Raw genomic sequence first — 16,731 nt, 5'->3', positions numbered from 1 at the left:
CCCCTTGATTTGCTACTATTCTTTCACCAACCCGGCATAATCAAACAGAAATGGTCAACTGTAGGAGGCAGGTTTTATAATATATTTTTTAGAGGTCATAAAAAAGATATCAATTTATTATCTTATTCTTGTAACAGTTGAAGTATTCCTGGTGGAAGGTTGGAAAATATAAATTCTGGCACAAAAAGTTTATCTGGTGATGAACTGGTTGAAATTATGCCGGGTATCAATACGGACGATCTTGTGGCGCTTCCTTCAATGACAGGGATGAATGAAATATTTATCAATAAATTATGATATGCAGACGGGAATTGTTTGTAGATTTATTGTGTCAACATCCTGACATCTGTCAGTTAATTAGAATGCGTAAAATTAAACCGTTTTCTTTTTCCTAACAGAGAATGTTACTAATTCCTTTAAACAATAAGAAACCTTCATGTGTCAGTTATCTGACACTTGAAGGTTTCTTATGACAAAATTCGCAAGTCATAAATTTACTTTATGACTTCGTTAAGCCGTATTCAGGTTTGATTAAACGTAAAAGTGGTGTAATTGTTTGTGATGTTTGGCACAAAGTTTGCACTAATAATATTAAAGAAATGCCGGCTTTGTCAAGTTTACTGAAAAACTATAGTAATCTCTTTTGATATAATAAGCATAATAGGCGGCAGTTAGCCAAAATTATTTAATTGAATGTTTTCACAAGAGGAATCATAGCCGCAAATGCTCAAGTATTTCAACAAGCGGCCGGAATATATTCAAGCGAAGCGCTAGGCATCCCTCTGCTTACTGAACCGGAGTACCGGGATATGCGACAAGTGAGGAAGGGTGTTATATGATGAAAGCGGATGAGGCCACTAAAAAAATTGCTGCAGAAAACTTGATTCAGATACGGATGGGGATATCTTTTGAGAAAATCCTGGAAAATGTTAACGAGGCTATCTGCGTAGTAGACGAACATGGCGTCGTTACTTATTGGAATAACCGCTCAGAGAAGCTTTACGGCGTTGACCGTATGGAGATTGTCGGCACCGATGTTGCACAATTTTTCCCCAACGCCTTGTGTCTGGAAGTTTTGCGTAATGGCGATCCCGTTGAATATGTCGAACACAGGCCCCGGGAAGGAAATATGGTTATAATAAGTTCTATCCCGATTTGCGATGGCGACCATGTCATCGGGGCAGTTTCTATTGACCAGGATATTACGGAAATCCAACGAATGAGTTTTGAACTGCAGGAAGCCAAAAACCGGATAAAATATTTGGAGCGTGCCGAAGAGGTCATAAAACAAATTCATGGCAATTGCGGTTTTGAGAGGATTGTATATAAAAGCAAGCAGATGTATGACCTGATTATGATTGCAAAAAAAGTGGCTGAGAGTGACGTGTCGGTTATGATTGTCGGGGAAAGCGGTACCGGCAAAGATCTGTTTGCTTACGCCATTCATGAAGAAAGCATGCGCCGCGACCAACCTTTTGTGGTAGTCGACTGTAGTGCAATTCCATCAAGCCTGATCGAAAGCGAACTATTCGGCTATGAGTCTGGCGCGTTTACCGGCGCGCAAAAGAAGGGAAAGCCCGGCAAGTTTGAAATTGCCGACGGCGGGACTGTTTTCCTGGATGAGATTGGCGAATTACCGCTGGAGATGCAGTCCAAACTGCTCAGAGTTTTGGAAAGCCATGAATTTTACCGGGTGGGCGGAGTCAAGCCTATTAAAGTGGATATTCGAGTTATTGCGGCAACCAATCGTGAGATGGCAACAATGTTAAAAAACGGTACTTTCCGCCAGGATTTATTTTATCGTTTAAATGTATTTTCGCTAAAGCTGCCTGCTCTCAGAGAGCGGCCTGAAGATATACCTATTTTGATTGATTATTACTTAAAAAAACATTCTGTGGTCAATCACAAATTGATTGACAAAATTGCTCCTGAAGTCATGGCTATGCTGCTGCATTATCATTGGCCGGGAAATGTCCGGGAACTTAAAAACGTGGTGGAACGGTTGGTGGTTTTGGCAGATGACAATATGATTACGGCGCAGTATTTGCCATTAGTGATTAAGAATTCTAATCAAAAGCAAGGTGATAATAAAATCACGGCTAATTTTGAAACCTTGACACGGCTGGAAGAAGCCGTCATTGAAGCTGAACGGCGGACAATTATCAATGTTCTGACGCTTACCGGAAACAATAAGGCCAAAGCCGCCAAAATGCTCAGAATACCGCGCAGCACTCTTTATTATAAATTGCAGAAACTAAACATTGCCTATGATGGGCAAATTCATATTGATGATTTAACTACTTAATTAAATAAAAGGAAGGTGAAAATGACTATGTTCGCAGAACAGAAGATTAGAATTGAAGTTCTACAATCACAGTGTAAATTATACCAACCGGGAGATTGCATCACCATTGATGGTCCCATGATCGATTTTGACCGGACCGACCGTGTTTGTGTCACTGCCCTGCATGCGATATATCCTTTTATTTTTGCCATGCGCAAAGGAGTCAGCCCTGAAGCCATGGGGTTTGACGGAAAGGTTACAGTTCAGTGCCCGGATTATTGCGCACCGGTGATTTTCACTGTAAGTCCTTTTACGGAGTAGTGCTCTTAAGAGGGTTAGCATAGCTAAAAAGGTGTTACGATAATACCTCCTAGCGCGATTTGGGGGATGCATATAAGTATAAGGAGGGAAAGTCAATGTCGCATAGTTTTGGCATTATTGCTGCTTCCATATTATACTTAACCGGGATGTTATGGATTGGGGTGAACTTTTCTAACAGAACTGAAAATGTTTCTGATTATATACTTGGCAGTCGTGGTCTGAATAAGTGGGTTACATCTCTTAGCGCTGAGGCATCTGATATGAGTGGCTGGTTGCTGCTTGGATTGCCGGGTTATGCGTATCTGTCAGGGATGGAGGCATCGTGGATTGCCTTGGGTCTTGCTCTCGGTACTTATGCAAACTGGAAATTTGTTGCCAAACGCCTGCGGAACTACACCCAAATTGCCAATGACTCCCTGACTTTGCCTGATTACCTGGAGAACCGGTTCAGGGATAGCTTAAAAATATTACGTAGTGTTGCTGCAGTTTTTATATTAATCTTCTTTCTGATTTATACATCTTCCGGGTTTGTTGCCGGAGGCAAATTGTTTAACACTGTTTTTGGTTTGCCTTATATCTGGTCAATGTTAATTGGAGCTGCAGTGGTTGTCACCTATACATTTTTGGGGGGCTTTATGGCTGTTTGCTGGACTGATTTTGTTCAGGGAATACTCATGTTTTTTGCTATCCTGATTGTTCCTATTACCGGTATGTTTCTGAGTGGTGGGCCGGCTGATACACTGGCTGCTTTGAAGAATATTAATCCTGAGCTTCTTAACCCTTTTACAAGCGTTGACGGAACCGCTCTTTCTCTCATCGCTGTTGTGTCCCTGATGGCCTGGGGCCTTGGTTACTTTGGTCAACCCCACATCCTGGTTCGTTTTATGGCCATTCATTCGGCAGATGAGATCAAGCCGGCACGCCATATAGCAATGGTTTGGGTTATTCTGTCCCTAGCTGCCGCTGTTCTGGTTGGGATGGTTGGACGAGTCTATCTTCCTCAGACACTCGAGGGAGCAGCCAGTGAAACCGTGTTTATGGTTATGACGAATGATATTTTTGCATCTTTTATCGCCGGGATTATCTTATCAGCAATTCTGGCTGCTATTATGAGTACGGCATCTTCTCAATTGTTGGTTACTGCTTCAGCTATCGGTCAGGATTTTTATAAATCCTTGATTCGTAAAGAGGCAGGGGAGAAAGAGTTGGTCTCGATCAGTCGTTGGACGGTGATTGGCGTTGCGATTGTTGCTGGGCTCTTAGCCATTAAACCTGATAATCTGGTGCTGGATCTTGTAGCCTATGCCTGGGCTGGATTTGGGGCAACCTTTGGTCCAACCCTGGTGATGTCTTTGTTCTGGAAGAGAATGACTAAATCCGGAGCTCTTGCTGGAATTATTGCAGGGGGTATTACGGTATTGGTTTGGAAACAATTAGCCCATTTTGGCGGCATCTTTGCATTATATGAAATAGTTCCCGGTTTTATAATGTCCGTTTTTGCCATTATTGTTGTTAGCATGATGAGTAAACAACCGTCTAAGGAAATTATGGATGAATTTGAGCGGGTTAATCGGGCAGAGCTTCGGTAGTCGAGAGAAATTCCTGGAAGAACAAATAAATCAAGGGGGAGACAAGGTGAGACTTTCCAAGATGTTTTTGCCTACATTACGTGAAATACCGACGGAAGCTGAAACCATCAGTCACAAACTAATGTTGCGTGCCGGTTTAGTCAGAAGGACAGCTGCCGGGGTTTACTCCTATTTGCCCATGGGTTACCGTGTTATCAGAAAGATTGAGCAGATCATGCGGGAAGAAATGAACCGTCAGGGTGGTCAAGAATTCCTGCTGCCGGTCTTGAATCCGGCGGAATTATGGCAGCAGACCGGCCGCTGGGATGTCTACGGTGACGAACTTTTTAGGTTGTGTGACCGGCAGGGAAGGAATTATTGCCTTGGTCCGACGCATGAAGAAATTATCACCACGATTGCCCATAACGAGATTAACTCATACCGCCAACTACCGCAACTTTGGTATCAGATTCAAACGAAGTTTCGGGATGAAATTCGTCCACGTTTCGGCTTGATGCGGGCCCGTGAATTTATCATGAAAGACCTGTATTCCTTTGACCGGGATGAGGCCGGCTTACATGAAAGTTATATGAAAATGCATGAGGGATATACGAGAGCTTTCACGCGAGCCGGCTTGACCTTTCGTGTGGTTGAGGCTGACCCCGGTGCAATTGGCGGCAAGGGTGGTTCCCACGAATTCATGGTTATGGCGGATAACGGCGAAGCGGAAATTCTCTACTGTGATGGATGTGAATACGGCGCCAATGTCGAAAAAGCGGTGATTTTACCGACAAAGCATGAGGATATTGATTTCAGGCAATTGGCGGAAAGAGAACTGGTCTATACACCGAATTGCCGGACGATTGAAGATGTTGGACTGTATCTCCATCATACCGCGGATAAGGCTGTAAAATCGGTTATTTATGAAACGGAAAAAGAGGAATATCCTGTAGTCCTCGTTTTGGTGCGCGGTGACCATCAGGTTAACGAAATTAAAGTCAAGAACCTGCTTGACTGCCTCTACCTTAGTTTAGCCAGAGAGGAAGTTGTCAACCAGGTAACCGGAGCCGATGTGGGTTATGCCGGCCCAATCGGCCTCAAGGAAAAAATCAAGATTATCGCCGACCCTTGGGTGTATGAAATCATAGACGGTGAATGCGGAGGCAATAAAACTGACCATCACTGGATACATATTACCCCACTTCGTGATTTTAAGAATCTTGATATTGAGGTGGCTGACGTCCGAATGGCGGCAAAGGGCGAACCGTGTCCGCGCTGTGGGAAAACACTGAATTCGGCGCGCGGCATTGAAGTCGGCCACATCTTTAAGCTGGGGACCAAATACAGTGAATCGCTGCATGCGATCTACACAGACGAGGACGGTAAGGAAAAGACGATTGCCATGGGTTGTTACGGGATTGGAATCGGCCGTACGATGGCAGCTGCCATTGAGCAAAATTATGATCAAAATGGGATTATCTGGCCGGCGCCGATCGCGCCCTATCACGTCATTATTACTCCGATCAGTATTAAAGAGCCCGAACAAAAGCAAATAGCCGGGGAAATCTATACCCGCTTAGGGAAAGCCGGCGTAGAAGTCATACTTGATGACCGTGATGAGCGACCGGGAGTCAAGTTCAAAGACGCAGATTTAATTGGAATTCCGCTCCGGATTACGGTTAGTCCGAAGTATCTGGTGGTAAACAAGGTGGAATTCAAAGTACGCAAGACCGGGGAAGCTTGCCTGGTCGATATTGACCGGGTGGTTGATGAAATTAATGCTTTCATTGAAGCCAACATGATTAAAATCTAAGTTAGAATCCTATAAATATTGGAAAAGCCCTTACAGGAGGGCTTTTCCAATATTGCAGAAATTGATGGGGTCTTCTTTTTGAAATAATGCGTAACAACAGTCAGCCAGAATTATCTGGTTAATTGTCGCTATAATTAGGAGGGAATCATGCATAATTGTCGAATATTGTCGATAGATTGTGAACGTACAATAGCCGCAAGTGCTCAAGCATTTCAACAAGCGGCCGGAATATATTCAAGCGAAGCGCTAGGCATCCCTCTGCTTACTGAACCGGAGTACCGGGATATGCGACAAGTGAGGAAGGGTGTTATATGATGAAAGCGGATGAGGCCACTAAAAAAATTGCTGCAGAAAACTTGATTCAGATACGGATGGGGATATCTTTTGAGAAAATCCTGGAAAATGTTAACGAGGCTATCTGCGTAATAGACGAACATGGCGTCGTTACTTATTGGAATAACCGCTCAGAGAAGCTTTACGGCGTTGACCGTATGGAGATTGTCGGCGCCGATATTGCACAATTTTTCCCCAACGCCTTGTGTCTGGACGTTTTGCGTAATGGCAATCCCGTTGAATATGTTGAACACCGGCCTCGGGAGGGCAATGTGGTTATAATAAGTTGTATCCCGATTCGTGATGGCGATCATGTCATCGGGGTAGTTTCTATTGACCATGATGTTACGGAAATCCAACGAATGAGTTTTGAACTGCAGGAAGCCAAAAACCGGATAAAATATTTGGAGCGTGCCGAAGAGGTCATAAAACAAATTCATGGCAATTGCGGTTTTGAGAGGATTGTATATAAAAGCAAGCAGATGTATGACCTGATTATGATTGCAAAAAAAGTGGCTGAGAGTGACGTGTCGGTTATGATTGTCGGGGAAAGCGGTACCGGCAAAGATCTGTTTGCTTACGCCATTCATGAAGAAAGCATGCGCCGCGACCAACCTTTTGTGGTAGTCGACTGTAGTGCAATTCCATCAAGCCTGATCGAAAGCGAACTATTCGGCTATGAGTCTGGCGCGTTTACCGGCGCGCAAAAGAAGGGAAAGCCCGGCAAGTTTGAAATTGCCGACGGCGGGACTGTTTTCCTGGATGAGATTGGCGAATTACCGCTGGAGATGCAGTCCAAACTGCTCAGAGTTTTGGAAAGCCATGAATTTTACCGGGTGGGCGGAGTCAAGCCTATTAAAGTGGATATTCGAGTTATTGCGGCAACCAATCGTGAGATGGCAACAATGTTAAAAAACGGTACTTTCCGCCAGGATTTATTTTATCGTTTAAATGTATTTTCGCTAAAGCTGCCTGCTCTCAGAGAGCGGCCTGAAGATATACCTATTTTGATTGATTATTACTTAAAAAAACATTCTGTGGTCAATCACAAATTGATTGACAAAATTGCTCCTGAAGTCATGGCTATGCTGCTGCATTATCATTGGCCGGGAAATGTCCGGGAACTTAAAAACGTGGTGGAACGGTTGGTGGTTTTGGCAGATGACAATATGATTACGGCGCAGTATTTGCCATTAGTGATTAAGAATTCTAATCAAAAGCAAGGTGATAATAAAATCACGGCTAATTTTGAAACCTTGATACGGCTGGAAGAAGCCATCATTGAAGCTGAACGGCGGACAATTATCAATGTTCTGACGCTTACCGGAAACAATAAGGCCAAAGCCGCCAAAATGCTCAGAATACCGCGCAGCACTCTTTATTATAAATTGCAGAAACTAAACATTGTCTATGATGCAAATTCATATTGATGATATAGCTGCTTGATAAAATAATTTGTACGACCATATAAGATAGAACCATCATATATAGTTATTTGTATAGTTATTTGCAAATCATTGTGTCCAACATCTTGACCTATGTCAGTTTGTTGGACATGTCATTAGTACCAATAAAAACTATTAAATATGCTTTCCCTCAAATATTATAAAACCTCCATGTGTCAGTAGTTTTGACACATGGAGGTTTTTTGTAATAAAAAGGCCGTAAATCCTCAAATCTAATTCGGAGACAGCATTAGTGTTGTTATTGCTGTATTTGTTTGGTTTTAAGACGGTTAAATGCTAGATAATAGAACGTAATATTAATTGTTAGAAAGAGTTTGTATTCTTTGGCACAATGTTTGCACTAATTATGTTAAGAAAATCGCAAAGGGGGTGAAGGCATGAAAAAGCTTTATAAAATTTTGCTTCAGCAACACTTGGGCGCGCCGGACAGTCCGTTGGTCAAAATTGGTGACAGAGTGGAAAGAGGGGCACTTATCGCCGAACCGGTACGATTGGGAGCTAATATTCACGCCAGTGTATCCGGTACGGTTATTGATGTGAATGAAAAAGAAATCGTGGTTGAGGCTGATGAGGTTCAACCGGATACCTTCCAGCCAATACCCGCAAGTGACAGCATTGTGGAGATGATTAAAGCGGCAGGGATTGTCGGAATGGGCGGCGCCGGTTTCCCAACCCACGTCAAAATGGATATTGACATTAAAGGGGGTGTGGTTATCGCCAACGGCGCTGAGTGCGAGCCGTTGTTGGCACACAACATCAAACAAATACAAGAAAACCCGGCGGTAGTCTATAGGGGGCTGATTTACGCCATGCGGGCCACTAATGCCGCCAGGGGAATTATTGCCATAAAAAGTAAAAACACAAAAGCCATTGCCAGTATGAAGTCAGTAATAGACGACGCACGGATTGAGGTCGCGACTCTGCCTGACCTCTATCCGATGGGTGAGGAACGCGCGATTATTCGTGAGGTGCTGGGACAGCTGTTAAAGCCTGAGCAACTGCCATCGGCGGCCAATGCCGTAGTCTGTAATGTGGAAACCCTCGCGGCTGTTTGTGAGGCGGTTGAATTAAAGAAACCGGTAATGACCAAGAATCTGACCGTAATCGGCAGGTTGAAAAGCGGGCGTGAGGCCAACATTTTTATGAATGTTCCCATCGGCACGCCAATTAAGGATCTCATTGCAGAAGCCGGAGGTATCGAAGGCGACTACGGCGAGATCATAATGGGCGGTCCCTTTACCGGTAAAAGCGTTGATATTGACAGTGTGGTTGAAAAGACGACGGGTGGCGTTTTAGTGACTTTGCCGCTGCCTAAAGAAAAACGCAAAATGGGGCTCTTGGTTTGCGCATGCGGCGCCGGCGAGGTCCGCTTACGGGAACTGGCGCAAAAAATGGGCGCCGAAGTTGTGAGTGTTGAAAGATGCAAACAAGTCGTGGATGTAAAAAACAGCATTAAATGCGAAAATCCCGGTAACTGCCCCGGTCAGGCTGAGAAGGTATTAAAACTGAAAAAAAATGGCGCTGAAGTGCTGCTTATAAGTAACTGCAGCGACTGTTCCAATACTGTTATGGGTGTCGCTCCCAAATTGAAGTTGCCGGTTTATCACCATACCGACCATATCATGCGGGCCGTGGGACATCGTCTGGTGCGCCGGCTGAAGATTGAATAATGTTAAATCTCAAATTTAAGGTTGATAAATGTCATAAGGAGGGTAAGCAAACATGTCTATAACTCCGGAAACAGCAGCTCGCCATAAAGACGATCCGGCGGTGGTATGCTGTCTGGCCAAGGTGGGAATGGTGATTGCGCCGGCCGATCTGGAAGATCCTGATTTATTGCCTGATCTAGAGGACTCGGGCCTTCTGACGGTACCTGGCAATGTGGTTAAAATCGGTCAGGCATTAGGCGCAAAACTAATTAAAACGGTGGACGCGCTGACCCCGCTGACCCCTGATATGTTGGAAGGGATGCAGACAGTGGAAAGTGAGGTTGTCGCACCGGAAACCGCGACAGAGGAGATGGCTCCGCCAGATACTGTACCGGCAGGCGGCGAACAACCGGCCGTTACAGGCGGTGTGGTACGTATTCGCATCGAAGAGTCAAAAGGCATCAATCTGGAATTTCCGACGGTTGTCGTGTATGGTGGCGCTCCGTCCGTGGCCCAAGCGCCTGTCCCGGTGGTTCCGCCGGCAGCGGTTCCGGATGCGCCGGCGATAGCGGCTGAGGATAAAATCCGCCGCACCCTGAAAAGGCGCGCATACGCAGTGACAAAGGTAGCACTGGGCGAGCAAACAAGTTTTGAAAACGGTGTGCTGACCATTCGCAAAGCGCTGTGTGAAGAAGCTCTGAAAGCCGACCCGCTGGTCAAGAAAATTGAAATGGACATCGTTACGCCGGACAACAAACATGTTTACACCAACACCATTATGGACGTTATTCCTGTGGCTGCAAAAGTTGAAGGCCGGCTGGGCGAAGGGGTAACCAACGTCCTTAGGGGTATGGTCGTAATGCTGACCGGTATGGACGAAAGCGGCCTGCAAGTACATGAATTCGGCTCTTGCGAAGGATATCTTGATGAAAAAATCCGTTACGGACGTCCCGGCTGCCCGGATGAAAACGATATTCTGCTTCGCATCATGACTACCATCGAAGCAGGTAAGGGTATGGAGCGCCGCGGACCCTACGCTTCCCATACAGTGTGCGACGTTATTATCCAGGAAATCCGCGAGGTTCTGAAAAAAGCGCCTGCTGAGGCGGCAGTTTCAGAAGTGGAGTATCAGGATATCAGCCGTATTGGACGGCCTCGCGTAGTCCTGGTGAAAGAAATCATGGGTCAGGGGGCAATGCACGACAACGTCATCCTGCCCAATGAGCCTGCCGGCGTATTCGGCGGCCGTCCTAACGTTGACCTGGGCAATGTGCCGGTTGTCCTTTCAGCGAACGAAGTGCGTGACGGCGGTATCCATGCGTTGACCTGCATCGGGCCTGCTTCCAAAGAAAACACCCGCCACTATTTCCGGGAGCCGTTGGTGAACCTGATGGCAAGCGATGAGGAGGTTGACCTGGTGGGTGTGGTGTTCGTCGGAAGCCCGCAAATCAATAATGAGAAAAACTATGTTTCGGGCCGCGTCGGGGCAATGGTAGAAGCTCTCGGCGTGGAAGGCGCTATTGTCACTACCGAAGGTTTCGGCAACAACCACATCGATTTTGCCAGCCACATCGAGCAAATTGGTAAACGCGGCGTGCCTGTTGTCGGGGTGACTTACTCCGCATACCAGGGCGCATTGGTAGTGGGCAACAAGTACATGGACGCGATGATCGAACTGAACAAGGATGCCAATGGCTTTGAATCTGAGATTTTAGGCGATAACACACTGTGCGAATGGGATGCCAGACGGGCTTTGACTATGCTGAAAAACAAGATGGCCGGCGTGGAACTCAAAGCGCCCGGCCGCAAGTGGGATCAATCGGTCATTCAACACAACCAAAAAGTGCTTGATGACCAGATCGGGTAGGTTGTTCAGCCATGAATATTGATATGACACCCCGGTTGATAAGGGGGAAAATTCTTGAGGTAACAGATGTCGGCGTCAAGATTGCCTTTTCCGGCCGGCTTGGAATTTTGAGTGTTCCCCTTAGAATGGTTTTTACCGATAAGCCTCTGGCTGTTGACGACGAAGTTGAATTGTATTTCAGCTATATTCAAGTTGTGTCCCCCAGTGATAAATAACCCGATTGAAGGAGGTAATTTTATGAAACTCACGGTTGTAGAGGGCCTGCAATCAGAGATTTATGTTCCGATTACACCGCCTGCGGTATTTACCCCGGTTACCAAACCGGTTAAGGACAGTGTGATTGCATTTTTGACTGCCGGCGGCGTGCATTTAAAGACACAAACACCCTTCAACCTGGCCGGCGACTTTAGCTTTCGGGAAATACCCAGCGATACCGCTGCCGAGCAGTTGATGGTTACCCATGGCGGCTACGATAACAGCGATGTGAATAAAGACATTAATTCCATGTTTCCCATTGACCGTCTGCGTGAACTCGCCCAGGAAGGATTTATTGGTCAAATTGCGCCAAGGTTTATCGGTTTTATGGGCGGTGGCGGGAATGTTAAAAAATTTGAAGAGGAAACTGGTCCGAACATCACCAGGATTCTGAAAGAGGACGGCGTCGACATGGCTATTTTAACCGCCGGGTGAGGCACCTGCCACCGCTCTGCCGTGATTGTGCAGAGAGCGATTGAGGCTGCAGGAATTCCAACCATCATCATTGCTGCACTCCCTCCGGTTGCCAAACAGCAAGGATCGCCCCGGGTTGCCGCTCCGCTGGTGCCGATGGGCGCCAATGTCGGCGAACCCCACAATATTGCTATGCAAACGGGCGTGTTGAAAGACGCCTTGAAAGCATTGGAAGAAATCGATTCATTTGGTAAAGTCGTACCGCTGCCTTATGAATACAGGGCAAAAGTGTAATCTGTAACGCGAAGGTGCTGCCCGCAGCCTTAGGCTTTGAAGCAGTGATAATTTCAAATATTAATGGAAAGGGGGGTGAACTTTTTGTTTAAACTGGCCGTGTCCCAGGCCAAAGGGGTCGTGATAGAGGCCCCGGAAAAATTTCTGAAAGCCACACAAGTTCGGGCTATTAAGCAAGCGGCGCCGTCAATTACGGAGGAGCAGGAGCTTCGAACGTTGGAAATCCGGGAGTTTTGCATTAACAAAATTATCCTTGGAGAACGGACGGAAATTAATGGTACTACATTGACCGTTGATATGGCGCTGGCCGAAAAAGCTTTGTCGGTTAGTCCGCTGGTCAAAAAAGTTGCCATGGATCTGATTGAGCCACACCAGCGAAATGTTCCAACACACTCCATGATGGACATACTGCCGGTTGCGGCCAAGGTCAAAGGTACGCTCGGTGAAGGAATAACCAACTGTTTAAGCGGAGTCGTAGTCGTTTTAACCGGTACGGACGAACAGGGCAAACAGATATCTGAATTCGGGTCGTCCCACGGGATACTGGCTGAAAAGGTAAAGTTTGGTATGCCGGGCACACCAGGTGCCCGGGATATCATTCTTCGTATTGATGTTGTTCTTGAAGCGGGTACTGGGATGGAGCGCAGGGGTCCGCTTGCTGCACACCAAGTTTGTGATTTTATTCTCGAAGATATTCGCAGATTGTTGTCTAAACTATCAGCACGGCAGGCTGCGCGGGTTGACACTTTCCGGGACGTTAGAAGGCCTGGTAAACCACGTATTCTGATCGTAAAAGAAGTGGGCGGCCAGGGCGCCATGCATGAAAAATTGCTGCTGCCGGCTGAACCGGGCGGAGTACGAGGGGCTAAATCGATTATCGACTTGGGCAATATGCCGGTTGTTTTGTCGCCAAATGAGGTGAAAGACGGCGCAATTCATTCCATGACCTAGGAGTTGAAAGCATGGGTGTAGGTCCATCAACCAAGGAAACAACCCTGCATCATTTCCGTGATCCGCTGGTGGAAATGATACGGGACGATCCTGAGTTTGATCTCGTGGGTGTGGCGGTAGTAGGAAGCCCCCAGGATAACAGCCAAAAATTTTATGTTGCCGGCCGGCTTGGCATGCTGGCTGAGGCGCTCGGTGTGGATGGGGTATTGATTTATGCCGAGGGATTTGGCAATCAGCATATCGATTTTGCCGCACACATGGAAGAGCTTGGGGAAAGAAGGATTCCGGCAGTTGGTCTTACTTTTACCGCGAACGGTATGGTACTGGAAAATGAATATATGAAAGATGTAATCGATTTGGATAAATCCGGTCAGGGGATGGAAACTGAAATTGTTGAACAGAACGCAGTCAATGCTGCCGACGTGATAAAAGCATTAAAGACACTTAAAAAACGGATTTCTCTAAAACGGAGGGGGTCGTCATGAGATTTACGCGTTCAATTCTGGCCGTTGATTCACATACCATGGGTGAACCTACACGGGTTGTTGTTGGTGGCTTTCCTAATATTCCAGGTAAGAATATGGCTGCAAAAAAGGCTTATCTGGAAGAGAATTTTGACTATGTCCGTACCGCGCTGATGCATGAGCCGCGCGGGCACAGGGATATGTTCGGGTCGATTATGACCAGCCCCGTTAAAGAGGATGCGGATTTTGGCATCGTGTTTATGGATGGCGGCGGATATCTAAACATGTGCGGGCATGGTTCAATTGGAGCTGTTACCGTAGCAATAGAGACCGGTATGGTTACGGCGGTTGAACCTGTAACCCACGTGAAATTTGAGGCTCCGGCCGGTTTGATTGAGGCGTGGGCGAATGTCAAGGAAAAAACGGTTCAGTCGGTAACAATCCGTAATGTCCCGGCATTTCTGTATAAATCCGATATCAAATTAGATGTCCCTGGAATTGGTAGGGTTATGCTGGATATAGCCTTTGGCGGCAGTTTCTTCGCCATCGTGAATGCCAAAGACTTATCCCTGAAAGTTGCAACCTCCAATACTAACCAACTTATAAAAGTTGGGATGGCAATTAAAAAGGCGGCGAACGAACAGATTAAAGTACAGCATCCGGAATTGGAGCATATCAGGACCATTGATCTGGTCGAAATTTTTGATGAGCCAACCCATCCTGAGGCAAACTTCAAAAACACCGTTGTCTTCGGTGACGGCCAGTTGGACCGTTCACCTTGCGGTACCGGCACCAGCGCTAAGATGGCTACGCTTTATGCCAAAGGGAAATTATCTCTTAACCAGGAGTTTGTCTATGAGAGCATTATTGGCACCATTTTCAGAGGCAGACTGGTCGAAGCAACCAGGGTAGGCGAATTTTCAGCAGTTATACCGGAGATTACAGGCAGCGCGTACATTACCGGGTTTAATGAATATGTAATTGACCCCAATGATCCGGTGAAATATGGGTTTATGGTTGGTTAATTAAAACATTAGCTGCCATTATACAAGGAGGAATAAAGATGAGTATAATTAACGCTGTTCAGGGCGCTCTCGGGCTTGTAGCCGTATGGTTTTCATATGTTTTTTTCTCAAATGCCGTCAAGAACAAAGACAAATTTTCAGAAGCCAGCCTGGCAAAGTTATCCGGAACAGGTTTTATCTGCAATTTTTTTGATACCCTCGGCATCGGCAGTTTTGCGACTTCTACAGCGTTATTTAGATTTTTTAAATTGGTTCCTGATCGTCTCATCCCCGGCACCTTGAATGTCAGCATGACGATTTGCGTAATTGTGGAAGCATTAATCTTTATTACCGTTATTAAAGTAGGTATCGTAACTTTGATTGCTATGGTGGCCGCCTCCGTTATCGGTGCTGTCGTTGGCGCCGGTATAGTAGCACATTTACCTGAGAAAAAAATTCAGATGGGTATGGGCATTGCTTTGCTGGTTGTTGATTTTGTGTTTATAGCAGGTCTTTTGAAGTGGATGCCGGTTGGCGGCGAGGCGATCGCTCTTGAAGGTACAAAGCTGATTATCGGCGTAGTCGCCAACCTTATTTTAGGCGCGCTGATGACCATCGGTATCGGCCTGTACGCTCCTTGCATGGCGCTTGTTTACGCTTTAGGCATGAGCCCGAAAGTTGCCTTCCCAATTATGATGGCGTCCTGCGCGTTTTTGATGCCGGCAGCCGGCGTCAAGTTTATCAAGGAAGCTGCTTATGACATCAAGGCCTCTATAACCATCACTATTGCCGGTACGGTTGGTGTTTTGATTGCAGCGTATATCGTTAAAGAGATGCCGCTTGAAATTTTAAAATGGCTTGTAGTGTGTGTAATTCTTTACACCGCTGTCAGCATGCTGCGTTCGGCATTTAAAAATAAGGAATCTGAAGAGAAAACAGTAGAAATAGCTGGTGCTGGAACTTTAAATCCCAGGTAAACCCCATTGGTCAAGACAGGTAATAAAAAATTCGAGGCGATAGAATAGCATGGCCGATTTCTGAAGTAATCAGTAAATAACAAGGAAAATTTTGTTGCTGGATATTATGATCCGGGACAACCAGAATAAGAGGTTGTCCCGGACTCGCGTTTATATCTTCATTTTGCCCAACCACTTAACCCTCTTGCTGATAGGGGGGTTTTGATTCGCCGGACCCCATGCCGAAAATAGCCCCCCACTGGATAATGTTTGCAAGCATGGTTATCGCTCCGGCGAAAGCGGCGGCAATGGTTCCGAACAGCACATTCGGTTTCTTATATGAGCCAGTACTCCTTCCACAACTTTGCTTCTTCCATTATTCGCTTTTTGTCTTTTTATATTTTAGTTTGTGCATAGCGCTTGAGAGGCTTTTTTTATATAATCAAGACAAAAATGGGGTGGTATAGTTACATGGGGGAAAATAAGTATACCTGTCCGGGTTGTGGTTCAAAAAATGTCCGGCAAATGAGTAAATTTAACGTAATATGCACACTGCTGATCATTGCAGGACTGTTTTTCTTGGTGGGTTATCTGTACCTGAAATTTCTATGGATAGGTACGGCGCTATTTCTTTTGTTTGCTTTCGTAAGCCTTTTTAATAGAGGGATGCTGCGATGTACGGATTGTGATCGTGCGTGGAAAATGGAATAACTCCATTGACACCAAACAGGTGTTCTGGTTAGAATATCAGTAAACTAATCCGCCTAATAGAATGGTCCTGAAGAATTTTAACGTTTGTTTTTTCATCTTTTCTAAAACTCCCTTCGATAATTTTTTGTTGGTCTATGGTTAGAATTATAGGCGGCTATTGTGAACATGGTGTGAACAGATAGTGAAGTCTTCACGAAAAATAAATATGATTTCGGGTGTCTCGTTAAGTTCCACCAACATTTTCCAGAAACATTTCGGTGTGCATTTGTCATATCTCTTGATTACATAAATCCACTAAACCGTTGACAATAATTTGTTTCAAATTTATCCTAAAGTTACTACCGTTTCAAACAATGTTATAAACATGGCTTGGATTAGGAG

General features: G+C 45.7%; 14 protein-coding genes and 1 pseudogene. 14 read left to right on the top strand and 1 reads right to left on the bottom strand.

Annotated features, from left to right (window positions below; translation table 11 throughout):
• Positions 1-159: 159 nt before the first annotated feature.
• From Psch_RS15390 to Psch_RS15325, 14 genes are all read left to right on the top strand, one after another.
• On the top strand, positions 160-297 hold the full coding sequence (locus tag Psch_RS15390; RefSeq protein ID WP_190258699.1) for a hypothetical protein: 138 nt from the start codon (positions 160-162) through the stop codon (positions 295-297).
• A gap of 538 nt (positions 298-835) precedes the next feature.
• On the top strand, positions 836-2,305 hold the full coding sequence (locus Psch_RS15385; protein ID WP_206663784.1) for a sigma-54 interaction domain-containing protein: 1,470 nt from the start codon (positions 836-838) through the stop codon (positions 2,303-2,305).
• 21 nt (positions 2,306-2,326) lie between these two features.
• A complete protein-coding gene (locus tag Psch_RS15380; RefSeq protein WP_134220397.1) occupies positions 2,327-2,605 on the top strand; it encodes a TIGR04076 family protein in 279 nt (92 codons plus the stop codon).
• 95 nt (positions 2,606-2,700) lie between these two features.
• Positions 2,701-4,194: a sodium/proline symporter PutP gene (gene putP, locus Psch_RS15375; protein ID WP_190258698.1), complete on the top strand. Its 1,494-nt coding sequence runs from the start codon at positions 2,701-2,703 to the stop codon at positions 4,192-4,194.
• Positions 4,195-4,240: 46 nt separating this feature from the next.
• Positions 4,241-5,986, top strand: a complete 1,746-nt coding sequence (locus Psch_RS15370; protein WP_190258697.1) for a proline--tRNA ligase — start codon at positions 4,241-4,243, stop codon at positions 5,984-5,986.
• A gap of 311 nt (positions 5,987-6,297) precedes the next feature.
• Positions 6,298-7,749 carry a sigma-54 interaction domain-containing protein gene (locus tag Psch_RS15365; protein ID WP_206663783.1) on the top strand — a complete coding sequence of 484 codons (1,452 nt, stop codon included), beginning with the start codon at positions 6,298-6,300 and terminating at the stop codon, positions 7,747-7,749.
• Positions 7,750-8,162: 413 nt separating this feature from the next.
• A complete protein-coding gene (gene prdC, locus Psch_RS15360) occupies positions 8,163-9,455 on the top strand; it encodes a proline reductase-associated electron transfer protein PrdC (RefSeq protein ID WP_190258696.1) in 1,293 nt (430 codons plus the stop codon).
• A gap of 52 nt (positions 9,456-9,507) precedes the next feature.
• Positions 9,508-11,301, top strand: a complete 1,794-nt coding sequence (gene prdA, locus Psch_RS15355; protein WP_190258695.1) for a D-proline reductase (dithiol) proprotein PrdA — start codon at positions 9,508-9,510, stop codon at positions 11,299-11,301.
• An 11-nt stretch (positions 11,302-11,312) separates the two neighbouring features.
• Positions 11,313-11,516: a CBO2463/CBO2479 domain-containing protein gene (locus Psch_RS15350; protein ID WP_190258694.1), complete on the top strand. Its 204-nt coding sequence runs from the start codon at positions 11,313-11,315 to the stop codon at positions 11,514-11,516.
• Between the two features lie 22 nt (positions 11,517-11,538).
• A complete protein-coding gene (gene prdB, locus Psch_RS15345; RefSeq protein WP_190258693.1) occupies positions 11,539-12,264 on the top strand; it encodes a D-proline reductase (dithiol) protein PrdB in 726 nt (241 codons plus the stop codon).
• An 84-nt stretch (positions 12,265-12,348) separates the two neighbouring features.
• Entirely contained in the window at positions 12,349-13,215 is an 867-nt protein-coding gene (locus Psch_RS15340) for a proline reductase cluster protein PrdD (RefSeq protein ID WP_190258692.1), read from the top strand.
• Positions 13,216-13,226: 11 nt separating this feature from the next.
• Positions 13,227-13,700: a glycine/sarcosine/betaine reductase component B subunit gene (locus Psch_RS15335; RefSeq protein WP_190258691.1), complete on the top strand. Its 474-nt coding sequence runs from the start codon at positions 13,227-13,229 to the stop codon at positions 13,698-13,700.
• Complete coding sequence (locus tag Psch_RS15330; protein WP_190258690.1) at positions 13,697-14,704, top strand: proline racemase; 1,008 nt, start codon at positions 13,697-13,699, stop codon at positions 14,702-14,704. The genes Psch_RS15335 and Psch_RS15330 overlap by 4 nt, the downstream gene beginning before the upstream one ends.
• 38 nt (positions 14,705-14,742) lie before the next feature.
• Positions 14,743-15,660, top strand: a complete 918-nt coding sequence (locus Psch_RS15325) for a sulfite exporter TauE/SafE family protein (protein ID WP_190258689.1) — start codon at positions 14,743-14,745, stop codon at positions 15,658-15,660.
• Between the two features lie 199 nt (positions 15,661-15,859).
• Here the strand turns inward: Psch_RS15325 and Psch_RS21250 are convergent.
• Positions 15,860-15,999, bottom strand: a pseudogene (locus Psch_RS21250) (protease HtpX); the annotation flags it as partial.
• Positions 16,000-16,731: the final 732 nt, after the last annotated feature.

Source organism: Pelotomaculum schinkii, assembly GCF_004369205.1.
GTDB classification, from domain to species: domain Bacteria; phylum Bacillota; class Desulfotomaculia; order Desulfotomaculales; family Pelotomaculaceae; genus Pelotomaculum_C; species Pelotomaculum_C schinkii.
This window is presented reverse-complemented; position numbering and strand designations above follow the sequence as displayed.